Consider the following 19,848-nt stretch of genomic DNA (forward strand, 5'->3'; position numbering starts at 1 on the left):
AGAGAACTCTCTACGTTTGCGAGTTTTTGAGTTAGCGCTTGTCGCTGTCGTCCTGGTCATCATCCCAGGCGTTGTCCGGTGCCGGTGGGACGTTTTTATCCTGTGGGAAGGCCTTGCCATCCGCACCCGGGAAACCACCAGAGAATCCAGGGAAACCCGAAAAACCGCCAGCACCAGCGCCAGTTCCTGGAGCACCCGGGTTCATGCCGTACTGAGAGACCACCATCATGCTGCGGTCACTGAAGTTGCGGAGTCCGTTGAGCAGCGCCACCGATCCGCTCTTACGAATCAGCCAGCGAGTCGGCGGTAGCACTATGAGGAAACCAACAACCGTGGAGACGACGCCCGGCAGGGCAATCAGCCAAGAGCCAACCAACAGGATTGCCGAGTCAGCCACAAAGTGTCCCGCGCCCTTTGCCGAGCGCTTGATTGCCTCCTCCGGATGCTTCTGTCCGTACTCAGTAAGAGTACGAGAAGTATCCAGCAGCAACTTCTGGTAGATGCGCTTGAACTCGATGGCGGCGAAAACCAATCCCAGAATGAATAGACCCAGAACCAGCAGGACGGTCCAGCCATAGCCAATCCATTCACCAAGTGCGATAAAGGCCGCAATCTCGGCGATGAGGTAAATAATTGTGAACCACTTGCTCATAGTTCCCCAGTGTAACCGCCACTAGATGAGCAAGTGGTTACGGCTATCGGCCGGTTAGACGACGACTAGCGGTCGCCTACCGGTCAGCGCGCTCCTCCAAGTCGCCCTCTGTATCCAGGTAGGTCTGGCGCAGCAGATCCATGCGTTCCTGGTCGGGGTTTTCCCACATACCGCGCTCGGCGGCCTCCATCAGGCGCTCGGAAATATCGTGCAGAGCCCACGGATTCGACTGTTCAAAGAACTCGCGGTTTTCCGGGTTCGCAACGTACTCGTCGGTAAGCGTTTCGTACATCCAGTCATCCATGACCTGCGCCGTCGCGTCGTAACCGAAGAGGTAGTCGACGGTTGCGGCCATTTCGAAGGCGCCCTTGTAGCCGTGGTTACGCATTGCCTGCATCCAGCGTGGGTTGACCACGCGGGCACGGAAGACGCGTCGCGTCTCCTCGTGCAGGGTGCGGGTGCGCACGGCGTCCGGGCGGGTGGAATCGCCCACATAGGCCTCCGGAGCGGAACCCGTCAGTGCGCGGACCGTGGCGATCATGCCGCCGTGGAACTGGAAGTAGTCATCGGAGTCGGCGATATCGTGCTCGCGGGTATCGGCATTCTTCGCGGCAACCTGAATACGGCGGTAGGCCGTCTTCATGTCGTCAGCTGCCTCTTCCCCATCGACACCGCGGCCATAGGCGTAGCCACCCCAGGTCGTGTAGACCTTTGCCAGGTCCGCGTCATCGCGCCAGGAACCGGAATCGATCAGCTGCAGCAGGCCAGCTCCATAGGTGCCCGGCTTGGAACCGAAGATGCGACGCGGGCGCTCCTGCTGGTCGGCCTTCGCATGGGCGCGCACGTAGTTGTCCTCATCGGATTCATCAAGCTTGACGACGAGCTGAAACGCATCATCCAAAAGGTCGATAACATGCGGAAACGCATCACGGAAGAAGCCGGAAATACGGACGGTCACGTCAATGCGCGGGCGGCCCAGCTCCTCCAGCGGAATCGGCTCAAGGCCGACAATACGGCGAGATGCGTCATCCCACACCGGATGCACACCAATCAACGCGAGCACCTCGGCGATGTCATCGCCCGAGGTACGCATGGCGGAAGTGCCCCACACCGACAGACCAACCGACTTGGGGTACTCACCGTGGTCGGCGCGGTAGCGCTCAATCAGGCCATCGGCGAGGTTAACACCGGTTTCCCAAGCCAGGCGCGACGGCACCGCCTTGGGGTCAACCGAGTAGAAGTTGCGGGCAGTCGGCAGCACGTTGACCAGGCCACGCAACGGTGAGCCGGAGGGGCCAGCCGGGACGAATTCGCCATCGAGAGCAGAAAGAATGCGTGGGATCTCCTCGCTGGTAGCAGCCAGGCGCGGGAGAATTTCGTCGCGGGTGAACTGCAGCAGCTCGACGACCTGGTCGAGGCCGTTTGGTGCCGCGATATCGGCAAATTCCTCGGAGCCGAGCACATCAGCCGCGATCTGTGTCACCGGTTGGTCGGGATTCTTCACCACGGCGGTTACCAGCGCCGTAGCCAGTGCATCGATAGAGTCCACAGCGTGGCGTTCATCGGTGCCGTCCTCGGCCAGGCCGAGAGCTTCGCGCAGGCCCGGCAGGGTCTGCTTGCCGCCCCACAGCTGGCGGGCGCGCAACATGGTGGTCACAGTGCCGATTAGGGATTCATCTTCCGGTGCCTGGCTGAGCACGTGGAGGCCACCGCGGATGGCGACGTCCTTAATCTCGCAGAGCCAGCCGTCGACATGCATGAGCATGTCATCGAAGACCTCCTCGTCCGGGCGCTCGTCCCAGCCGAGGTCGCGGTCCATCTTCGCGGCGGTCAGCAGCGTCCAAATCTCCTGGCGGATGGCCGGCAGCTTGGCCGGGTCCATGGCGGAGATGTTCTGGTGCTCGTCGAGAAGCTGTTCCAGACGGGTGATGTCGCCGTAGGATTCGGCGCGGGCCATCGGCGGAATGAGGTGGTCGACCAGAGTGGCGTGAGCACGGCGTTTGGCCTGTGTGCCTTCGCCCGGGTCGTTGACCAAGAAGGGGTAGATCATTGGCAGCTCGCCGATGGCAGCATCCGGGCCGCAGGAAGCGGAAAGGCCGACGGTCTTGCCCGGCAGCCACTCCAGGTTGCCGTGCTTGCCCATGTGAACCACGGCATCAGCGCCGAAACCGCCCTGCGCCTGCGACAGCGACAGGAAGCGGTAGCAGGCCAGGTAATGGTGCGTCGGCGGCAGATCCGGGTCGTGGTAGATACCCACCGGGTTGTCACCGAAACCGCGCGGTGGCTGCACCATGACCACGACATTTCCGAAGGTCAGGCCCGCAATGTAGATGTCCTGGGTATCCGGGTGGACGTACAGGGTGCCCGGCGCGGCACCCCACTTGTCCTGCATGTCGGAGCGAAGTTCTTCCGGCAAGGTAGCGAAGAACTTCTCGTAGGTGGCAGCGGGCAGGCGGAGTTCGGCTGCCTCCATAACCTCTTCGGTCAGCCAGTCCGGGTCTTGGCCGCCGGCCTCGATGATGGCGTGCATGAACGCATCTGGTTCATCGGCACCATTCTCGGCGGTGGCATATCCGGGGATTTTGGTGGTGTCGCCGAGGTTGTATCCGGCGTCGGCAAGCGCGTGCAGCACCTTCAACGTGGATGCTGGTGTGTCCAGACCGACAGCGTTGCCGATGCGGGCGTGCTTGGTCGGGTACGCAGAGAGCATGACGGCGACGCGCTTGTCAGCGTTGTTGATGTGGCGGAGCGCGGCGTAACGGGTGGCGATGCCGGCCAGGCGGTCGCAACGCTCGAGATCCGGGACGTAGGAAATGAGCTCGTCGGAGTCGATTTCCTTAAACGAGAACGCGACCGAGATGATGCGGCCGTCGAATTCGGGGACGGCGACCTGTGTTGCGACGTCCAGCGGCGACAGACCTTCGTCGTTGTCCTCCCATGCCGCCTTGGACGAAGTCAGGGCCAAACCCTGGATGATGGGAATGTTCAGGTCTGCGAGTGCGGCGACATCCCAGCCGTCATCGTCCTGGCCGGCCTGCGCGAGTGCCGGGCGGTTGCCGCCAGCGGCGAGCACCGTGGTGATGAGCGCGTCGCAGGAAGCTAGCTCTGCCAGCAGTTCATCGCTGGCGGTGCGCAGGGACGCGGCGAAGATAGGCTTGGCGACGTAGCCGCGAGCCTCGACCGCGTCAGCAAGCGCCTCAATGTAGTGCGTATTTCCCGCCAGGTGCTGGGCGCGGTAGTAAATAATGCCGACGGTGCCGCGGGAATCTTCCGTGGCCACCTTGGAGTCGCGCTCCAGGAAACCCCAGGCCGGCATGCGAGTGGGCTCTTCAAAGCCAAGACCGGTCAGAAGCAGTGTGTCCGACAGGAAATTGTGCAGCTGTGCGAGGTTCTTTGCGCCGCCTTCCGCCAGGTAAATGTGCGTTTGCGTGGCGACGTTTGCGGGAACTGTCGAATACTCGGTGAGTTCGGCATCGGGTGCCTGCTCACCGGAGACGAGGACGGTGGGAATACCGGAGTTCACAAAGTAGTCGATGCCGGATTCCCAGGCGCGGCGGCCACCGAGAAGTCGGATGATGACGACATCGGCGCCGTCGGCAAGCGTGGGCAAATCATCGTCGAGCAGACGCGCCGGGTTTGCCCAACGGTAGGACACCTCCGGGTTGGCCTGAGCGGCCGCGCGGGCGGACAGAAGGTCGGTATCCGAGGTCGACAGCAGCAGAATCACGGTGTAGTCATTCACTTCCTGGGGAGCAACGCGTCCCCGGTCGGCGGGAGTCTGCCTTCTAACCGATGACGAGGTCTGACTGTGACAGTGGCGCGACCGTGCGGATTTTCACCGAGCTTCTCGTCAGCGGCATGGCAGTGGATTTCTCCATCACTCTACTGCAGGGGCTATTGCTAGAGTTCCAGCGACTGCTCCGCCGGCTGATCTGGGAAGTGGGACCAGAGGAAGTCGGTGGCATTAGTCAGTTCCGCGAGCATCGGAACGATATGGTTAATGCCCGTCTTCGGTAGCACCGGTGAAGTCGTGTTTTCGACGTACTCCAGGTCGGTGAAGCCGAGATTCAGCCAGGAATCGCGCAGCTTGCGAACCTGGTTGATGGGGATGATGTCATCATGCTCACCCGAGTAGAGGTACACCGGCGCATTTGGGACGAAGTTGCCGACGCGCTGGCGTGCGAGTTCCTTCTGTACCGGCTCGTAGCGCTTAATCATCTCGCTGAGTGACTCACCGCTAGTCGTGTACTGGTCAGTGGTTTCAAACGAGTGATGGAAACCCAAGCCACCCGCGCAGTAGTTGCCCACGTTGTCCAGCAGTTCTTTGCCTTCGGGGCTGATTTCTTCCTTGAGGACTCGGCGCAGCTCCGGATCCTTATCCAGGACAGAATTGATTGCCAGTGCAATCGCGGCGGTCAGCGTAGTGCCATCAATCTGGTCGAGGACGTTTGCGAGATCGGACGGCGGGCCGCCGGCGGCAGATGCGGCGACGTTGAGCTCTGGAGCGTAGACACCTGCACGCTCAGCGGCTGCAGCGGCTGCGGAGCCACCCTGGGAGTAGCCATAAATTCCCACGGGCGCATTTTTGTCCACGCCGAGCTCGTGTGAGGCAGACACGGCATCAAACAGCGACTGTGCCGAGGCGATGTTGTCGACGTAGTCCTGGTTACCCTGGGAATTGCGGTGGTGGTCGATCATCACCACAGTCGCGCCTCGCTTCAAGTTCGCGACCATCGGGATCGTCTCGTATGGAGCAATAATGTCCAACGGACCGAACTCAATCTTTAGGCCGGTCTGCGAGGATACCGAGGGGTCGCACTTTTCCGCGCCACCCTGCGTGCCCGGCGCGATTGCGACGACCGGACGCGGACCGCTGCCCTTCCACTCCGTCTTCGGCGTCACCACAAGGGCTGTGTCCACACTGGGATTTCCGAGGGAATCCGTGGAGTTGTAGTGAATACGCTTGGCATCCACATTCCACAGCTTGTCGTTCACCATCATCTCGGCATCCTCACTGCTGACCAGCATGCCGGCATTTGCCGTGCGCGACGGGGTCAGCGGCAGAGAATTCAGCGGAGAGGCTGCGGCCACGCGAGCCTGTTCCGGGGTCAGCTGCCTGCCTGCGCCCTCGCTACCAGACTCCTCATCGTCTTTCTCGATGCCGAGTAGCCTCTCCATATTCGGGTTCGGTACATGGCCGAAACCAGGCAGTTCGCGGTTTGCGCTTGACGACGACACCTTATCCGCCAGCCCACTATCCGATAGGCCCGGGATGTTTAGTGGCTGTGCGTTTGCAGGTGTAGCCAGGCCGATGGTCATAAGACCTGCTAGCGCTACCCCGATTCCCGTTCGGATTGTGCGACGGTTTCGTCGTGAAGCAGAGCGTGTCTGTGTCGAGGCACGGCCGGTGCCGACGGTGTCGTGTGCCTCGTGCGTGAGTGCTTCAGCGTCGTGATGTGGCATGAAATCTCCTGAATAACCCCAGATTGAAAACCCAATGAAAACTTCCCTTAATTCAGAGGAAGTTAGGTTATGAAAACAATAAGGTTTTAAAAAGGTAGATCGGTGGATTTTCAGTGAAGAATTTGTATGTTTTTGCGGAGGGGTATGAAAACTCCACTTCAGGATGGTTTCGTTGGGCTGGAAAGGGGCTGGATAATGTGCCCCTGTTTTCGGGGGCTCAGCTCTGTGTGTGTTTGCGTATTCTTGAGAGTATGACTGCATCTGATCAAGGAACCCGCACTCGTCAGGACGGTTGCCCCGGCAGCCGCAAGGTTCATATCGCAGCTGATGGCGCAATTGGTCGTCTGCGCTTCCCCGGAGGCTTTCTCCCCGCGCCGGGCTTCGCCGTACTCGCCGATTTGGCCGAGAATTTCGGCGACGGTGATATTCACTTCACCTCCCGCGGCAATGTTCAGATCCGTGGCATCACCAACACCGGCGCATTCGCCGATGCCGCGGAAGAAGAGAAGCTGGTTCCCTCCACCAGCCACGACCGCGTACGCAACGTTCTTCAGTCGCCGCTGTCCGGTCGCGTCGGCGGTAAAGCTGATGTGCGCGACCTGGTTCAAGAGTTCGACAAGGCCCTCATCGCGGAGCCGTCGCTGGCAACACTGCCAGGTCGCACACTCATGGCTTTCGACGATGGCCGCGGTGACGTGCTCGGTGAGCGCCCCGACTTCGGTGTTGTCGCCCACGATGAGAACACGTTCGAACTCATCATTGGTGGCGCGACCTCGGGGCTTGTCGTCTCGCGTGACGACGTCGTGGAGGCTCTCATCACCACAGCGAAGGTGTGGAATGACAGCCGTGGTTCAGCCTGGCGCATCGCCGAAGCCAATGCGGCCGAGCGCGTTGCTGATGCCGTAGTCGAGGAATTGGGCGCGCGAGTTCGTCGCCAGGAGCCGACTCCGGCTGAGAGCTTCGATGCCACCGCCGGGCTGTCCCGCCAGATCGGTTGGATTGACCAGCCGGATGGCCTGGTTAGCCTGGCCGCTGGCCTGCGCTTTGGTGTCCTCCCGGCGCGTCTGGCCCGAGCGATCTCGCACACTCAGGTGCCGGTGCATATCACTCCGTGGTACTCGCTGATCCTGCATGATTTGGAAGAGGAAGTTGCCGAACAGGTCGTCAAGGTATTGGCGCCCAATGGTCTGATCTTCGATCGGAAGTCCACCTGGCTGCGCGTCAGCGCCTGCACCGGACGCCCCGGCTGCAAAAAGTCTCTGGCTGACACCCGCGGCGATGCTTCTCACGCAATTGCCGATGGCCGACTGCCCGAGGGGCGCGTGCACTTCTCCGGTTGTGAGCGTCGCTGCGGCAAGCCCAAGGGCGGTTACTTCGACTATCTCGCCACCGGGGACGGAGAATACGAAGTCACTGCTGTGGACTAGGCTTTAAGCCTATGAAGCGCTTTGAGTACAACACCGACGGTGCGGATATTTACCGTAACTCGTTTGCCATCATTCGCGAAGAAAGCGATCTTTCCCGCTTCGATGCCGATGAGGAAACCGTCGCTGTCAGAATGATTCACGCAGCAGGTCAGACCGACCTGGCCAAGGACATCGTCTTTTCCACGGGAGCTGTGCGCGCAGCTCGCCAGGCTCTCGAGGAAGGCGCTCCTATCTTCACCGATGTCAACATGATCGCCTCGGGTATTACCCGCAAGCGCTTACCTGCTGACAACGAGGTCATCTGCCTGCTGCGTGATGAGCGCGTCCCCAAGCTGGCTCAAGAACTCGGCACCACGCGCACTGCTGCCGCCGTGGAGCTGTGGAAGCCACGCCTAGAGGGCGCGGTTGTCGCCATCGGCAACGCTCCCACCGCCCTCTTCCACCTGCTCAACCGCATTAATGAGGGCTCCTTCCCCATGCCCGCTGCCATTTTGGCCATGCCAGTGGGCTTCGTCGGTGCCGCGGAATCAAAGCAGGCCACTATCGACTCCGGTGCCGAAAACCCAGAGCTGAAGTACATCACCGTCACCGGCCGTCGCGGTGGCTCGGCTATCACCTGTGCTGCCCTCAATGCCATTGCGACCGCAAAGGAGATCATCTAAACCATGTCCGGCTCCTACAGTGCTCAGCCTGGTCATCTCTACGGCGTCGGACTCGGTCCCGGCGACGCAGGTCTCATTACACTCCGCGGTGCCGACATCATCCGCACAGCCGATGTCATCGCCTACCATGCAGGAACTCACGGACGTTCCACGGCGCGCTCAATCGCCGCCGAACTGATTGACGCGCGTGACGACGCTGCCGTGGAAGAGCAATTGCAATACCCGGTGACCACCGGGCGCCCAGTCGACTACCGCGAGCAGCTCGCCGGTTTCTATGCAGAGGCCACTGCTCGCCTGCACAAGCACTTGGCCGAGGGACGAAGTGTTGCAGTTCTTTCGCTCGGTGACCCGATGCTCTATAGCTCGTACCAGCATCTGCATCACGCCCTCAGCGAGGACTTTCCCACTGAGATTGTCCCTGGAGTGGCCAGCATTACTGCGGCGGCAGCAGAGATTGGTCAGCCGCTCGGCGAGGCTACCGAAATCGTCAGCGTTGTTCCCGCCACCGCTGATTCCGAGCGCATCGCTGCGGTTCTTGACGCCTCAGACTGTGTAGTCATTATGAAGCTGGGGAAAAACGTTGAGAAGGTTCGTACAGCGTTGCAGTCCGCAGGCATGCTCGAGCGCGCCTACGTTGTCGAGCGAGCAACCATGAATGAGCACACCAGCTACCCGCTGGCCGATGCAGACCCGGAGAAAGTTCCGTACTTCGCAGTAGCCGTCGTGCCTTCCGCTGTCTACGGAACTGAACGGAGTGTTTCTGGGGCGCCTGAGCCAGCTAATGATGCGGCGAGCGATACAGTCACCGATACGGCGACTGAGTCGGCTGCCCCAGCAGTTGGTGAAGTCGTCGTTGTCGGCCTAGGCCCGGGTGCGGAGCGCTGGACCACCCCAGAAGTCACCGAGGAACTGGCCCGAGCCACGGATCTGGTGGGCTACTCCACCTACATCAACCGGGTTCCTGAGCGCGCCGGGCAACGCCGCCACCTCTCAGACAACCGCGTAGAGGCAGAGCGAGCCACTATGGCGCTGGATATCGCCAAGCGTGGAGGTCGAGTTGCGGTGGTCAGTTCCGGTGACCCGGGGGTCTTCGCTATGGCGGCCGCAGTGCTGGAAGTCGCTGATGACGATATGTGGCGAGACATTCCAGTTCGAGTCGTGCCAGGCATGACTGCGGCTCAGGCTGTCGCAAGTCGAGTGGGCGCTCCCCTTGGCCATGACTTTGCGATGCTCAGTCTCTCCGACAGGTTGAAGCCCTGGGAGGTCGTCGTTAAGCGAGTGCGTGCCGTAGCCGGAGCAGACATGGCATTTGCTGTCTACAACCCGGCATCCAAGTCGCGGAGATGGCAGATTCGAGAGCTACGCGCATTGGCCATGGAGTACCGCGAACCAACAACGCCGGTAATTGTGGCGCGGGCAGTCGGCTCGGAGCAGGAAAACGTCACCGTGACCACGTTGGCGGAGTTCGATCCGGACGTCGTCGATATGCGAACAATGGTGATTATCGGTTCGTCGTCGACGAAGGCGTATCGTGCCGGCAAGACCACTCGGGTCTACACCGCACGTCACTACGGTGAGGGCGGCACGAGTGGAACTGGCGGGTTGCTGCGTTAGTTTTGGGGTTTTCCAGCGCACATTGTCGCTATTAAATACCGGAGCGTGAATTGAAAGGAAGATTATTTACGCTGGCCGCGGCAATTTGAAAAGTGATATTGCTGAATCGAGATTTAGTGTTCAGTTGCAAATATGGTTCGTTTGGCCCAAATGCCTACCACTTTTGTCTACCCCTTTCTTGGCGGAGATTGCTTATTTAATCGGATGATATTTCTGAGCATAGCTCATTTACAGTGTTATGCTCGGGGCGATCACCGACATAAAAGGAGGTTTAGGTGATAGGGAAAAAAAGTTCTTTTATTGGAATCTGCCTTTATTTTAGCGGGTATCATCTTTTCACCCGTTGCTAGCGCTGAGGAATCTGCACGTCCCGTGGCAGCTCAGGCTGAATCACTTTATAGGGCGATTGATGAAGGTCGCCTTTCGATGGCGGAGTTGGATAACCACCAAAAAAGCCTTCTGCGAGCCTATACAACTCCGGGTGAGTTGATTGTAAAACGATTGCCACAGCCGTCGAATCTTTCAACGAAGCTTTTTGCGCAGGGCGGGGCTGACTACTGCCGAAAGGATGGTGCCCGGTTTGAGCAAAAGGCTGTTATGGGTAACACCCTATACACTTACTGGCAGACTGTTGAAATCTGCGGAACCCCAGGTAAAAAGATTAAGAATGTCAAAGTTCTTGATCACGGTGGGGAAACCAGTACTCCTACATGGTCGTATAGGGGTTCGGCCTCGAATCCAGCTTCGTATGCTGTAGGGGCAGGTTGGTTCGTGCGAACTTCGGAGAACTTTGAGCAGTCCATTGTGGTTGACGGCATTGGGGCAGGTCAAAGGACGGTCTGTATCTCAGCGACTATTCGACCATCTGGAGAATATAATGCAAGCGAAAGGTGCTAATAATAAAAGAGTGCCGGGATTGATTGACTGGGGATTTCAGATTCTTGCAGTCATTCTTTTTGTGGCGGGGGTCTATATCGCGTTTCCAATTCCATTTCTAACTGGAATTTATGGTCTGTTCGAGGCCAAAAAAGCCGAGGATGAATATCGTCGACGATGGATTACTTTCACATTAATTTCTGTTATCCTGACAATCGCTATGTTTATCGCATGGCTGATATTGAGTCCTTCTGGTGGAATCGAGCAGGTCCCCACTGAGCAAACAGAGTGGCAGCCTGTGCGGTAAGTTAGTTCACACCAGAATTAGCCGCTATGCCCGGCGGATGACGGCGTTGTACGCCTCATCCACCGTTGTGGCGACGGTGGCGATATCCGCGCCGGGCAGCTGCGGGCGCTGCACGATAACGACCGGCTTCTTTAGGTCGCGGGCTGCCTCAATCTTTGCGTAGGTAGCAGCACCACCGGAGTTTTTGGTCACCACGCAGTCCACGGCGTAATCCCGCATGAGCTTGCGCTCCGCTGCGACATCGTAAGGCCCACGGCTGAGAATAATCTTCCGATTCTTCGGCAGCGGCGGCGCGGGCTGTTCCACACAGCGAATGAGGTAACGGCCGTTGGAGTCACCGGCAAATGGAGCAAGCTGCTGACGGCCAATAGTGAGAAACGGGCTGTAGAAACGGTCGGCAACAACGTCCGCGGCCTCCTGCATAGAGGACACCTCAACCCAGTTGTCGCCTGGCTGCTTCTCCCACGCAGGGCGATGCAGCGCAACAAGCGGAATACCGGTGGCGCGGGCAGCTTCAGCAGCAGATTCGCTGATCTGTTCTGCATACGGATGCGTGGCATCGATGATGACTTCAGTGGCATCGGAGATGAGCCACCGAGTCAGTCCTGCGGGACCGCCAAAACCGCCAATGCGGACATTGCCGACGGGCAGCTTCGGGTTAGAAACGCGACCGGCCAGTGAAGAGGTGACAAACCAGCCCTCGCCCACTAAGCGCTTGGCCAGGGCGCGGGCTTCAGCAGTTCCACCCAGAATTAGTGCACGCATGGAATGGTCCGTCCGTGTTCATCGCGTGGACGATCATCGCTGTAGAGGTAGCTATCCGGGAACGCCTCGGCGGTGAGCACCTTGCCGACAATGATGACAGCCGTACGAGTCACACCTGCATCCTTGACCTGCTGCGCGATATCAGACAGCGTGCCGCGGAGAATAACCTGTTCCGGACGGGATGCGAAAGCCACGACTGCCACCGGACCGTGCTCACCATAATGCGGGGTGAGCTCCTCGACCACACGATCGATGTCGTGGGCGGCCAAGTGAATGCACAGAGTTGCGCCCGTGCGGCCGAAGTTCTCCAGGGTCTCGCCCTCCGGCATCTTGGAAGCGCGCCCGGAGATACGAGTCAGCACCACCGACTGGCCAACAGTTGGCACCGTGAGCTCGTGGCCCAGAGCGGCCGCCGCCGCGGAAAATGCCGGCACACCCGGAACGATTTCGTAGTCAATGCCGAGCTCGCTGAGACGACGGACCTGTTCTGCCAGCGCCGACCACACCGACGGGTCGCCGGACTGCAGGCGTGCGACATCCTTGCCCGCCGCATGCGCTGCCTGAATGGTTTCGATGATGGTATCCAGCGGCATTCGCGCGGTGTTGATGATCTCTGCGCCTTCGGGGCAGTGTTCCAGCACCTCAGGCGGGACAATCGATCCCGCGTAAAGGCACACTGGGCAGGAACGAATAAGCCGGTCCGCGCGCAGCGTCAGCAAATCCGCTGCCCCCGGGCCTGCACCGATGAAATACACAGTCATTGTGAGTTACAGAGTCCTCAATATTTTCTAGACAGAGAAATTACGTCTATGGTAGCGCAGGCTCTACTGGCTTCTCCGCCACCCACTGCACCACCGGCAACGTAGGGCGCCACGCAGTGAAACTGCCGACTGCACCTGCGCGCTCCACGGAAAGCCGGGTGACATCCCCGCCATAGTCGCGACGCGCCTGCCACAGCAGAGCCTCCGACTCCAGCGTCACGGTGTTTGCGACGATGGTGCCTCCCGGGGCAAGGCGTTGCCAACAGGTTTCAATCATTCCGTCAGCAGTGAGACCTCCGCCGATGAAAATGGCATCTGGGCGAAGATTCGAGTCCGCCAACACCGCTGGTGCCGCTCCGCGGTGGACGGTCACATTGCCAGACAGAGCCGCCACATTCTTAGCAATTCGCTCTGCACGAACAGCATCGCGCTCGAAAATTTCCGCACGTCCGCCGTGCCGAGCCCACTCAATGCCAATCGACCCCGTGCCACCGCCGACATCCCACAGCAGCGCTCCCGGCCGCGGATCCAACGCAGCGACCGTCATTTGGCGAATCGGCGCCTTCGTCAGCTGGCCATCTGAATCAAAGTCACCGTCGCGCAGCCAGCCGCGCGCGCTTCCCGACGGCTCCACCGCCAGCACCGTGAGGTTGCCAGCTGGAACTGGTGGGTTCGCCACCGTGCCTGCGGCAACGGACTCCGGCAGCCCTGTAGCTTCCGTGCCGCCGAGATTGGTCAGCGCGGTGAGCTTGGTGTCTGGGCGGTCGGCTAAAACCGTAGCGACCTCTTTCACTGAGTCCGCGTTTCGGCACAGCACCAGGAAGGGCCGTAGTGAATCCGCTACCGGTACGACACGCGCGGCACCAGGTAGCCCCGGCTCGCCTGTCACCAGCGAAATCACCGGAGTGTCATGCAAGGGCCAGCCGAGGTAAGCGCAGGCCAATGAGGCTGACGATGGCGCTGGAATAACCTCCACGGCGCCACGGCCGAGCTCCCGGACCAGGGACACGCCGACACCGTGGAACATGGGATCGCCACTGGCGAGGATGACATCGACTGCGGGGTCAATATCTGCCAGGGTGGCCCGCCAATCCTTCCAGAAGCCACCTGGCCAAGGTGAGAGGTCGGCGTCCAGGTTGACGTCGGCAAGCAAATGGAGCTGACGGGGAGAGCCAATGATGCGGCGAGCCGACGACAACGCCTCGACAGCGCGGGCGGATAGGCCAGGGTACCCGTCGCAGCCGATGCCGACGACGCGAAGCTTTGGGCTCATCGGGGCATCTTCCGCCAAATCCAGCGCGGAGTCAGATGTGTGGCGCGTGCGAGCAACGCCAGTTTCCGTGGCACCCAGACGTGGGGCTTCCGACCGTCGAAAGCAGTGACGGCGGCCTCCGCGACCTCGGCGGGGCGCGAGGACATCGGCGCTGGCTTCATGCCTTCGGTCATGCGGCCGATGACGAAGCCCGGCCGGACAATCGTCAGCTGAATATGGCTCCCGCGCAGGCGGTCCTGCATGCCCTGGAGGAAACCATCGAGACCGGCCTTCGCCGAACCGTAGACGTAGTTGGCGCGGCGCACGCGGGCACCTGCGATAGAGGAAAAGGCCATGATGCGGCCCGCGACCTTATCGCGCACAGGCAGCGTGCCGGAGGCGATGTCGGACTCCATGCGCGCGACAATCTCAGTGAGAATCGATGCCTGTGCTGTGAAGTCGGTATGAATGACTGCCGCAGCAGCCTCGCCGGACTCCTCACACTTCCGTTGATCACCGAGGATACCGAACGCGACAATCACCGTGTCGATGGGACCGTGCTGCCAGGCGTGCTCGACGAACTGGCGGTGTGCCGCGATGTCATCGGCATCAAAGTGGATGCGGTGCACCGCGACGGCACCGGAGTCGATGAGCCGACCGGCAATGCCGTCGAGCGCCTCAGTGCGGCGCGCAGCGAGCGTGAAGGTGTTGTGGTTGGCCAGTCGCGCGGCAACTTCCCCGCCGATCTCGCTGGTGGCACCAAGAACGAGTACGTGTCCCATGCGCTAGAAAATACCTTTCCTCTAAACCTCGATTAGACGGTAATTAAATCGTGCGGACCATTATTGACCGATTCTCCGCCGTCTTCGGTGACAACGATGATGTCTTCCAGCCGCATACCGAACTCACCCGGCAGGTACACACCCGGCTCCACCGAAAACGCCATGCCAGGCTCGAGCTTGAGCTCATTGCCAGCCATAATGAACGGCTCTTCATGCGTGGACAGGCCAATGCCATGACCAGTGCGGTGAATGAAGTACTCGCCGTAGCCCGCAGCGGTGAGGCTATTACGCGCAATCGCATCGATCTCTGCAGCCGTCACACCGGGGCGCACCGCCGCCACGGCAGCTTCCTGCGCCTTGCGCAGAGCCGCCCACGCTGCAGCTTCCTTCTCCCCCGGCTTGCCGACGACATAGGTGCGCGTGCAATCGGAGTGGTAGCCAAGCGGCAAGGTGCCTCCGATATCGACGACCACCACGTCACCTTCCTCGATGACGCGGTCGGAGAAATCGTGGTGCGGATTCGCGCCATTTTCAGCGGAGCCGACAATGACGAAGTCAATGGCGACGTGCCCCTCCTCCAGGATGGCAGCCGAGATCTCGTCGGCGACCTCGCTCTCAGTGCGACCTGCGCGCAGCATGCCCGGCACTCGAGCGTGAACGCGGTCAATAGCGGCGCCGGCCTCGCGCAACTGATCAATCTCAGCGGCGTCCTTGCGCATGAACAGTTCCTTCAGAAGGTCTCCGGCCAACACAGTCTTGGCTCCGGTGAGATCCTGGATAGGAATCAAGTGGTCAGCGGTCAAAGAGGCTCCCACTGCGAGGGTGCCCACGTGGCCCACCAAGTCGGCGACAATGCGGTGCGGATTCTCTCCGTCTTCCCACAACACCACATCGGCGTTGAGATCACCGATTGCACACAGCGGCAGATCCCCGCGCTCCACGGCGGGCAGTACCAGTGTGGTGGTGCCGGATGCAGTGACCACCAGCGCCGTCAGGCGTTCATGCGAAGTGACCGCAGAACCAATGAGATACTGCAGGTCAGCGCCGGTTCCAAAGACTGCAGCGTCTGCATTGCGGCTGCGGAGAAGCTCCGCAGTGCGATCCAGACGCTGCTGATAGATGTCAAAGCTAAAGATACCGTTGCTCATAGTTGCCAACTGTACCCGTCGGCCTGTGCCCGTCGCCGGTTGAGTGGCCTCGGGGCGGCGAGGCTTCGGCTGACCAACGTAACCGGCAACTAATTGTTCAGCGCCACTACGCCCCTGCGAATCGCCTGAATAGCTTCGGCGGAATTGTCGCGAATCTCCGTGGAGTAGCCGGTCTTCTTAATCTGCTGCAACAGATCAATGACCTGACGGCACCAGCGGACAAAGTCGCCCGGGGTCAGCTCCGCGCCGCTTTCGGCCGCTGCCTGCAGGCAGTACCCCAACGGTGCGCCCGCAGTCCACTGATGAATCGCCGTAGCAAAAGCCATATCCGGCAAGTCCGTCAGCGGCAGCCGGTAGCGGCGCTCATCCTCCGACAGTTCCTCCCAAATGCGATAAGTATTCCCCAGCGCCTTGGCCAGCGGCTCGGTCGGCACCTCGTCACTGCCTTGGCTGGCCTTGCGGTTTTCAAAGACCAAACTCGACACCGCACCGGCCAGTTCCGCGGGGTCCAGATCATCCCAAATACCGCGGCGCAGACACGTGGCCACCAGCAGATCCGAGCCGTTGTGAATCTGCGCCAGCCGCAGGCCTTCCTCGGTAATTGTCGGCTCCGCGCCCTCCGGCCATTCGACGTAGTCCATCTGTGTTAGCAACTGCAGCATGCGGTCGAATGTGCGCGCTAACGTATCCGAGGCGGAATCGACGCGCTTTTGCAGCTTGGCCACATGCGCCTCGGCCTGCCGTAGCGTATCGGCGTGACGAGCCATCGTCTCCACCGCAGGATCGCCATGTAGCGGATGCTCGCGCAGCTCCTGTCGCAGCTTCCTCACCGCCGGCGAGTTGCCACCAGTGCGACGCTTCAGCCGCTTTGGTCCCTTTAGCCCCTTGCGGCCAATCTCTGCGCGCACAATTCCGAGCGCACGTCGCGGATGCCGGTCCGCATCCCGAGGCAGCTTAATCGCGCCGACCGTCTGCGGCGCCGCTGGGAAGATATGCGGCTCTACACGCCCCACGAACCCGCCGACACTGATGACACCGGGACGTGGATTCGACTTCGAATGGTCCTCTCGGTACACGACCGCCAGCTGCACCTTCTTACCCTTCGGCAGAGGAATAACCTCGCCTCGACGGAGTCTGCGCAGCGCGGTCACTGTTTCCGTGTGGCGGTCTTCAATATTGCGGCGCTTGGCGTTCTTCTCCTCCTGGGTCAGCTTCGCGCGCAGATCCAGATATTCAAGCATCTGGGTCAGGCGCTCGTCGTCACGCGAACTGCCTTCCTCGCTTGACGACGACCCCTCAGCCTCCGCCCCTTCAGCGTGCGCGTCGGCTCCCCTGCCGAGCAGTTCCGCACGCAGGGCCGCGGCTTCTTGCTTTGCCTTGGACAGTTCGGCGGCGACTCCGACGATGTCGCCATCCGCCTGGAACTGTGCGAATGAGCGCTCCATGACGCGCTTCGAGCCGTCGTAACCGAGCGTCTGCAGGAGGTTGACGCTCATGTTGTAGCTCGGCGCGAAGGTGGAAATCAGCGGGTATGTGCGCGTAGATGCCAGCCCTGCGACAGCCTTCGGATCCATTGCCGGGGCCCACTGCACCACTGCATTGCCGACAGTGTCGATACCGCGGCGGCCAGCGCGACCGGTCATCTGCGTGTACTGACCCGGCGTGAGATCCACATGTGCTTCGCCGTTGAACTTGACCAGCTTCTCCAGCACGACCGTGCGGGCAGGCATGTTGATGCCCAGCGCAAGCGTCTCGGTGGCGAAGACAACCTTGACCAGGCCTTCGTTAAAGAGCTCTTCCACAATGTGCCGGAACGCAGGCAGCATGCCCGCATGGTGCGCCGCAAAACCACGGATGAGAATGCGGCGCCAGCGCAGGAAACCGAGAACCTGCAGATCTTCCTTCGGAATGTGTGCAACACCGTCATCGATAATCTTGGCGATGCGCTCCTGCTCATCCCGGTCAGTGAGCTCTGCGCGCGTAGCACCGACCTGCGCCAGCGCGCCTTCGCAGCCCGCGCGGGAGAAGATGAAAACGATCGCGGGCAGCATGTTCATGGAGCCGAGCATGCGGATAACATCGCCGCGCTTCGGCGGGCGGAACTTGCGCTGCCCCTTATCGCCCCAGCTATACGAGCGTCCACCGCCCTTGTGCTTTTTGTACTGGTAGCGCTCCCTGGCCCCAGCGTCGCCGTAGCCGAACTCGGCACGACGGCACGCCTCCAACAGGTCCTGATTGACCTTGTCCGACTTCGCCTCGAAAAGCGGATAGAGCCGGTTTCCCACCAGCATGTGCTGATGCAGCGGAACCGGGCGCAGATCCGTGACAATGACGTCCGTGTGCCCGCGCACCGTGGACAGCCAGCGGCCGAACTCCTCGGAGTTGGACACCGTCGCGGACAAACCGATGACGGCCACGGACTGGTCGAGGTTCAAAATAACCTCTTCCCAGACAGCGCCGCGCTCGCGGTCTGCGAGGTAGTGAATCTCGTCCATCACCACATGCGTGAGCCTCTTCAGCGTCGGCGAGTCCGCATAAATCATGTTGCGCAGCACCTCGGTGGTCATCACCACGATGTCCGCGTCGCCATTAATAGAAGTGTCGCCAGTGAGCAGGCCTACGCGGTCCTCGCCGTAGTCCTCGATTAGGTCGTGGTACTTCTGGTTGCTCAACGCCTTGATAGGTGTGGTGTAAAAGCACTTGCCACCGCGCTCAAGAGCTGCATAAATAGCGAATTCGCCAACAATGGTCTTGCCCGCACCGGTGGGTGCACAGACGACAACGCCCCGCCCTGCCTCAATTGATTGGCAGGCGCGGAGCTGAAAGTCGTCAAGATCGAAATCCTGTTGGCTGACGAAATCGCCGAGAAGAGTCATGCCTCTAGAGTGTCATAAACCGCGCTAGAGAACATCATCAAAGTCGCTCGTCGGACGATTTCGCAAGTCCTGCGTCGGCATCGGAGTCTCCGGAATCATGCCCTGTGGCCGTGGTGGACGCGAATTGCGAGTAGGACGCATCTGGGATGCCCGCGTCGGCGTCGGCGCGTTCACTGGCGTGGGGCCAGAGACCGGAGAGGTCGTCGGGGCCGCTGATGCCGTCGGCATGCCGCCCGGCTGAATCGACGTCGGCGCACTTACTGAAGTCGGGGCGTCAATGCCGCCCACATCACCGATACCGCCGGCGGAGCCAATCGGGCCGGACGCTGTAATGGGTCCGGAGCCTTGCTCGTCATCGACGTCCAACCAATCAGGTCGCTCATTTGCTTTACGACGGTCATGGAGACGACAAATCTGGATTGCGATTTCCACCAGCAACGTCAGTGCCGTTGCCATTGCGACCATGGATATTGGTTCCTGCCCCGGAGTCATGAAGGCCGCAAAGATGAACAGCGACATAATGATGATGCTGCGCTTGTCCTTGATGCTCTCGTAGGTAACGACACCGGCCATGTTCAACATGACCAGGAAAAGCGGAACCTCAAAGCTCACGCCAAAGCAGACGATGAGCGCCAAGAGGAAACCGAAGTATTGCGAACCGGTGAGTGCAGAAATTTGCGTCTCTTCACCAATCTGGAGCAAGAACTCCAGACCGATGGCGACAACGTAGTAGGCCAGGACGGAACCCATGACAAACAGCAGCGCGGCGGCAGTCACAACTCTGCGCGTGGTGCGGCGTTCCTTCCGAACCAAGCCGGGAGTGATGTAGGCCCAAATCTGGTAGAGCCACCATGGCGACGACATCACCAGACCGGCCAGCGCACCGACCTTCAGTCGCAGCATGAACATTTCAAACGGACTGGTCGCCAGCAGACGACACTCCGCGCCCTCACCGCCGCCGAGACGCATCTCGGGTGGAAGCTGACAGTACGGATCCTTGAGCAACTCACCCAGGGACTTAAAGTGCACAGGGCCAACATTGACCGAGGTAAACGGTATGCGGAACTGACCAATGGTAAAGGCGGTCTGATACCAGATAAAGCCCACAACAGTGCCGACGGCAATACCAGCGAGGGCGAGAACGAGGCGACGCCGGAGCTCTTGAATGTGCTCGACAATAGTCATCACGCCCTCGGGATTGCGCCTACGCTGGCGCTTCCGAGGACGTGATGTGGATGTAGCTGAAGTCACGCTTCAACCGGC

15 protein-coding genes are annotated in these 19,848 nt (G+C 60.5%); 5 read left to right on the top strand and 10 right to left on the bottom strand.

The features are described from left to right. Positions 1-31 precede the first annotated feature (31 nt). The 3 genes from QP977_RS08265 to QP977_RS08275 form a co-directional block, all read right to left on the bottom strand. Complete coding sequence (locus tag QP977_RS08265; protein ID WP_284847253.1) at positions 32-652, bottom strand: FxsA family protein; 621 nt, start codon at positions 650-652, stop codon at positions 32-34. 76 nt (positions 653-728) lie between these two features. Then, positions 729-4,379, bottom strand: a complete 3,651-nt coding sequence (gene cobN, locus QP977_RS08270) for a cobaltochelatase subunit CobN (RefSeq protein WP_187406557.1) — start codon at positions 4,377-4,379, stop codon at positions 729-731. Positions 4,380-4,552: 173 nt separating this feature from the next. Beyond that, positions 4,553-6,115, bottom strand: coding sequence for a lipase family protein (locus QP977_RS08275; protein ID WP_049170527.1), 1,563 nt, complete (start codon positions 6,113-6,115; stop codon positions 4,553-4,555). A 251-nt stretch (positions 6,116-6,366) separates the two neighbouring features. On the opposite strand from QP977_RS08275, the gene cobG reads away from it, so the two are divergent. The 5 genes from cobG (at position 6,367) to QP977_RS08300 (ending at position 11,001) form a co-directional block, all read left to right on the top strand. Further along, complete coding sequence (gene cobG, locus QP977_RS08280; protein WP_065419943.1) at positions 6,367-7,542, top strand: precorrin-3B synthase; 1,176 nt, start codon at positions 6,367-6,369, stop codon at positions 7,540-7,542. Between the two features lie 11 nt (positions 7,543-7,553). Continuing rightward, on the top strand, positions 7,554-8,204 hold the full coding sequence (locus QP977_RS08285) for a precorrin-8X methylmutase (RefSeq protein ID WP_048734062.1): 651 nt from the start codon (positions 7,554-7,556) through the stop codon (positions 8,202-8,204). Between the two features lie 3 nt (positions 8,205-8,207). Then, complete coding sequence (gene cobJ / locus QP977_RS08290) at positions 8,208-9,818, top strand: precorrin-3B C(17)-methyltransferase (protein WP_070827726.1); 1,611 nt, start codon at positions 8,208-8,210, stop codon at positions 9,816-9,818. 300 nt (positions 9,819-10,118) lie between these two features. Further along, positions 10,119-10,715, top strand: coding sequence for a hypothetical protein (locus QP977_RS08295; RefSeq protein ID WP_284847254.1), 597 nt, complete (start codon positions 10,119-10,121; stop codon positions 10,713-10,715). 10 nt (positions 10,716-10,725) lie between these two features. Continuing rightward, positions 10,726-11,001 (top strand): hypothetical protein, encoded by a 276-nt coding sequence (locus tag QP977_RS08300; RefSeq protein ID WP_284847255.1) that lies wholly within the window; start codon positions 10,726-10,728, stop codon positions 10,999-11,001. 24 nt (positions 11,002-11,025) lie between these two features. Here the strand turns inward: QP977_RS08300 and QP977_RS08305 are convergent, their stop codons facing one another. The 7 genes from QP977_RS08305 to tatC all read right to left on the bottom strand — a co-directional run bounded on the left by QP977_RS08305 (position 11,026) and on the right by tatC (position 19,836). Further along, entirely contained in the window at positions 11,026-11,766 is a 741-nt protein-coding gene (locus tag QP977_RS08305; protein WP_048734066.1) for a cobalt-precorrin-6A reductase, read from the bottom strand. Continuing rightward, positions 11,754-12,527: a precorrin-4 C(11)-methyltransferase gene (gene cobM / locus QP977_RS08310; RefSeq protein ID WP_016422807.1), complete on the bottom strand. Its 774-nt coding sequence runs from the start codon at positions 12,525-12,527 to the stop codon at positions 11,754-11,756. Before cobM ends, QP977_RS08305 begins: the two co-directional genes overlap by 13 nt. Positions 12,528-12,573: 46 nt before the next feature. After that, positions 12,574-13,800, bottom strand: coding sequence for a bifunctional cobalt-precorrin-7 (C(5))-methyltransferase/cobalt-precorrin-6B (C(15))-methyltransferase (locus QP977_RS08315; RefSeq protein ID WP_070549296.1), 1,227 nt, complete (start codon positions 13,798-13,800; stop codon positions 12,574-12,576). Then, positions 13,797-14,561 carry an SDR family NAD(P)-dependent oxidoreductase gene (locus tag QP977_RS08320; protein WP_049193518.1) on the bottom strand — a complete coding sequence of 255 codons (765 nt, stop codon included), beginning with the start codon at positions 14,559-14,561 and terminating at the stop codon, positions 13,797-13,799. Before QP977_RS08320 ends, QP977_RS08315 begins: the two co-directional genes overlap by 4 nt. A 32-nt stretch (positions 14,562-14,593) precedes the next feature. Beyond that, positions 14,594-15,709 (bottom strand): M24 family metallopeptidase, encoded by a 1,116-nt coding sequence (locus QP977_RS08325; RefSeq protein ID WP_053093005.1) that lies wholly within the window; start codon positions 15,707-15,709, stop codon positions 14,594-14,596. Positions 15,710-15,798: 89 nt separating this feature from the next. Beyond that, positions 15,799-18,585: a DEAD/DEAH box helicase gene (locus QP977_RS08330; protein ID WP_049193517.1), complete on the bottom strand. Its 2,787-nt coding sequence runs from the start codon at positions 18,583-18,585 to the stop codon at positions 15,799-15,801. Positions 18,586-18,609: 24 nt separating this feature from the next. Further along, positions 18,610-19,836: a twin-arginine translocase subunit TatC gene (gene tatC / locus QP977_RS08335; RefSeq protein ID WP_065421641.1), complete on the bottom strand. Its 1,227-nt coding sequence runs from the start codon at positions 19,834-19,836 to the stop codon at positions 18,610-18,612. Positions 19,837-19,848 lie beyond the last annotated feature (12 nt).

This window comes from Corynebacterium sp. MSK012 (assembly GCF_030232435.1).
Lineage (GTDB): Bacteria > Actinomycetota > Actinomycetes > Mycobacteriales > Mycobacteriaceae > Corynebacterium > Corynebacterium jeikeium_D.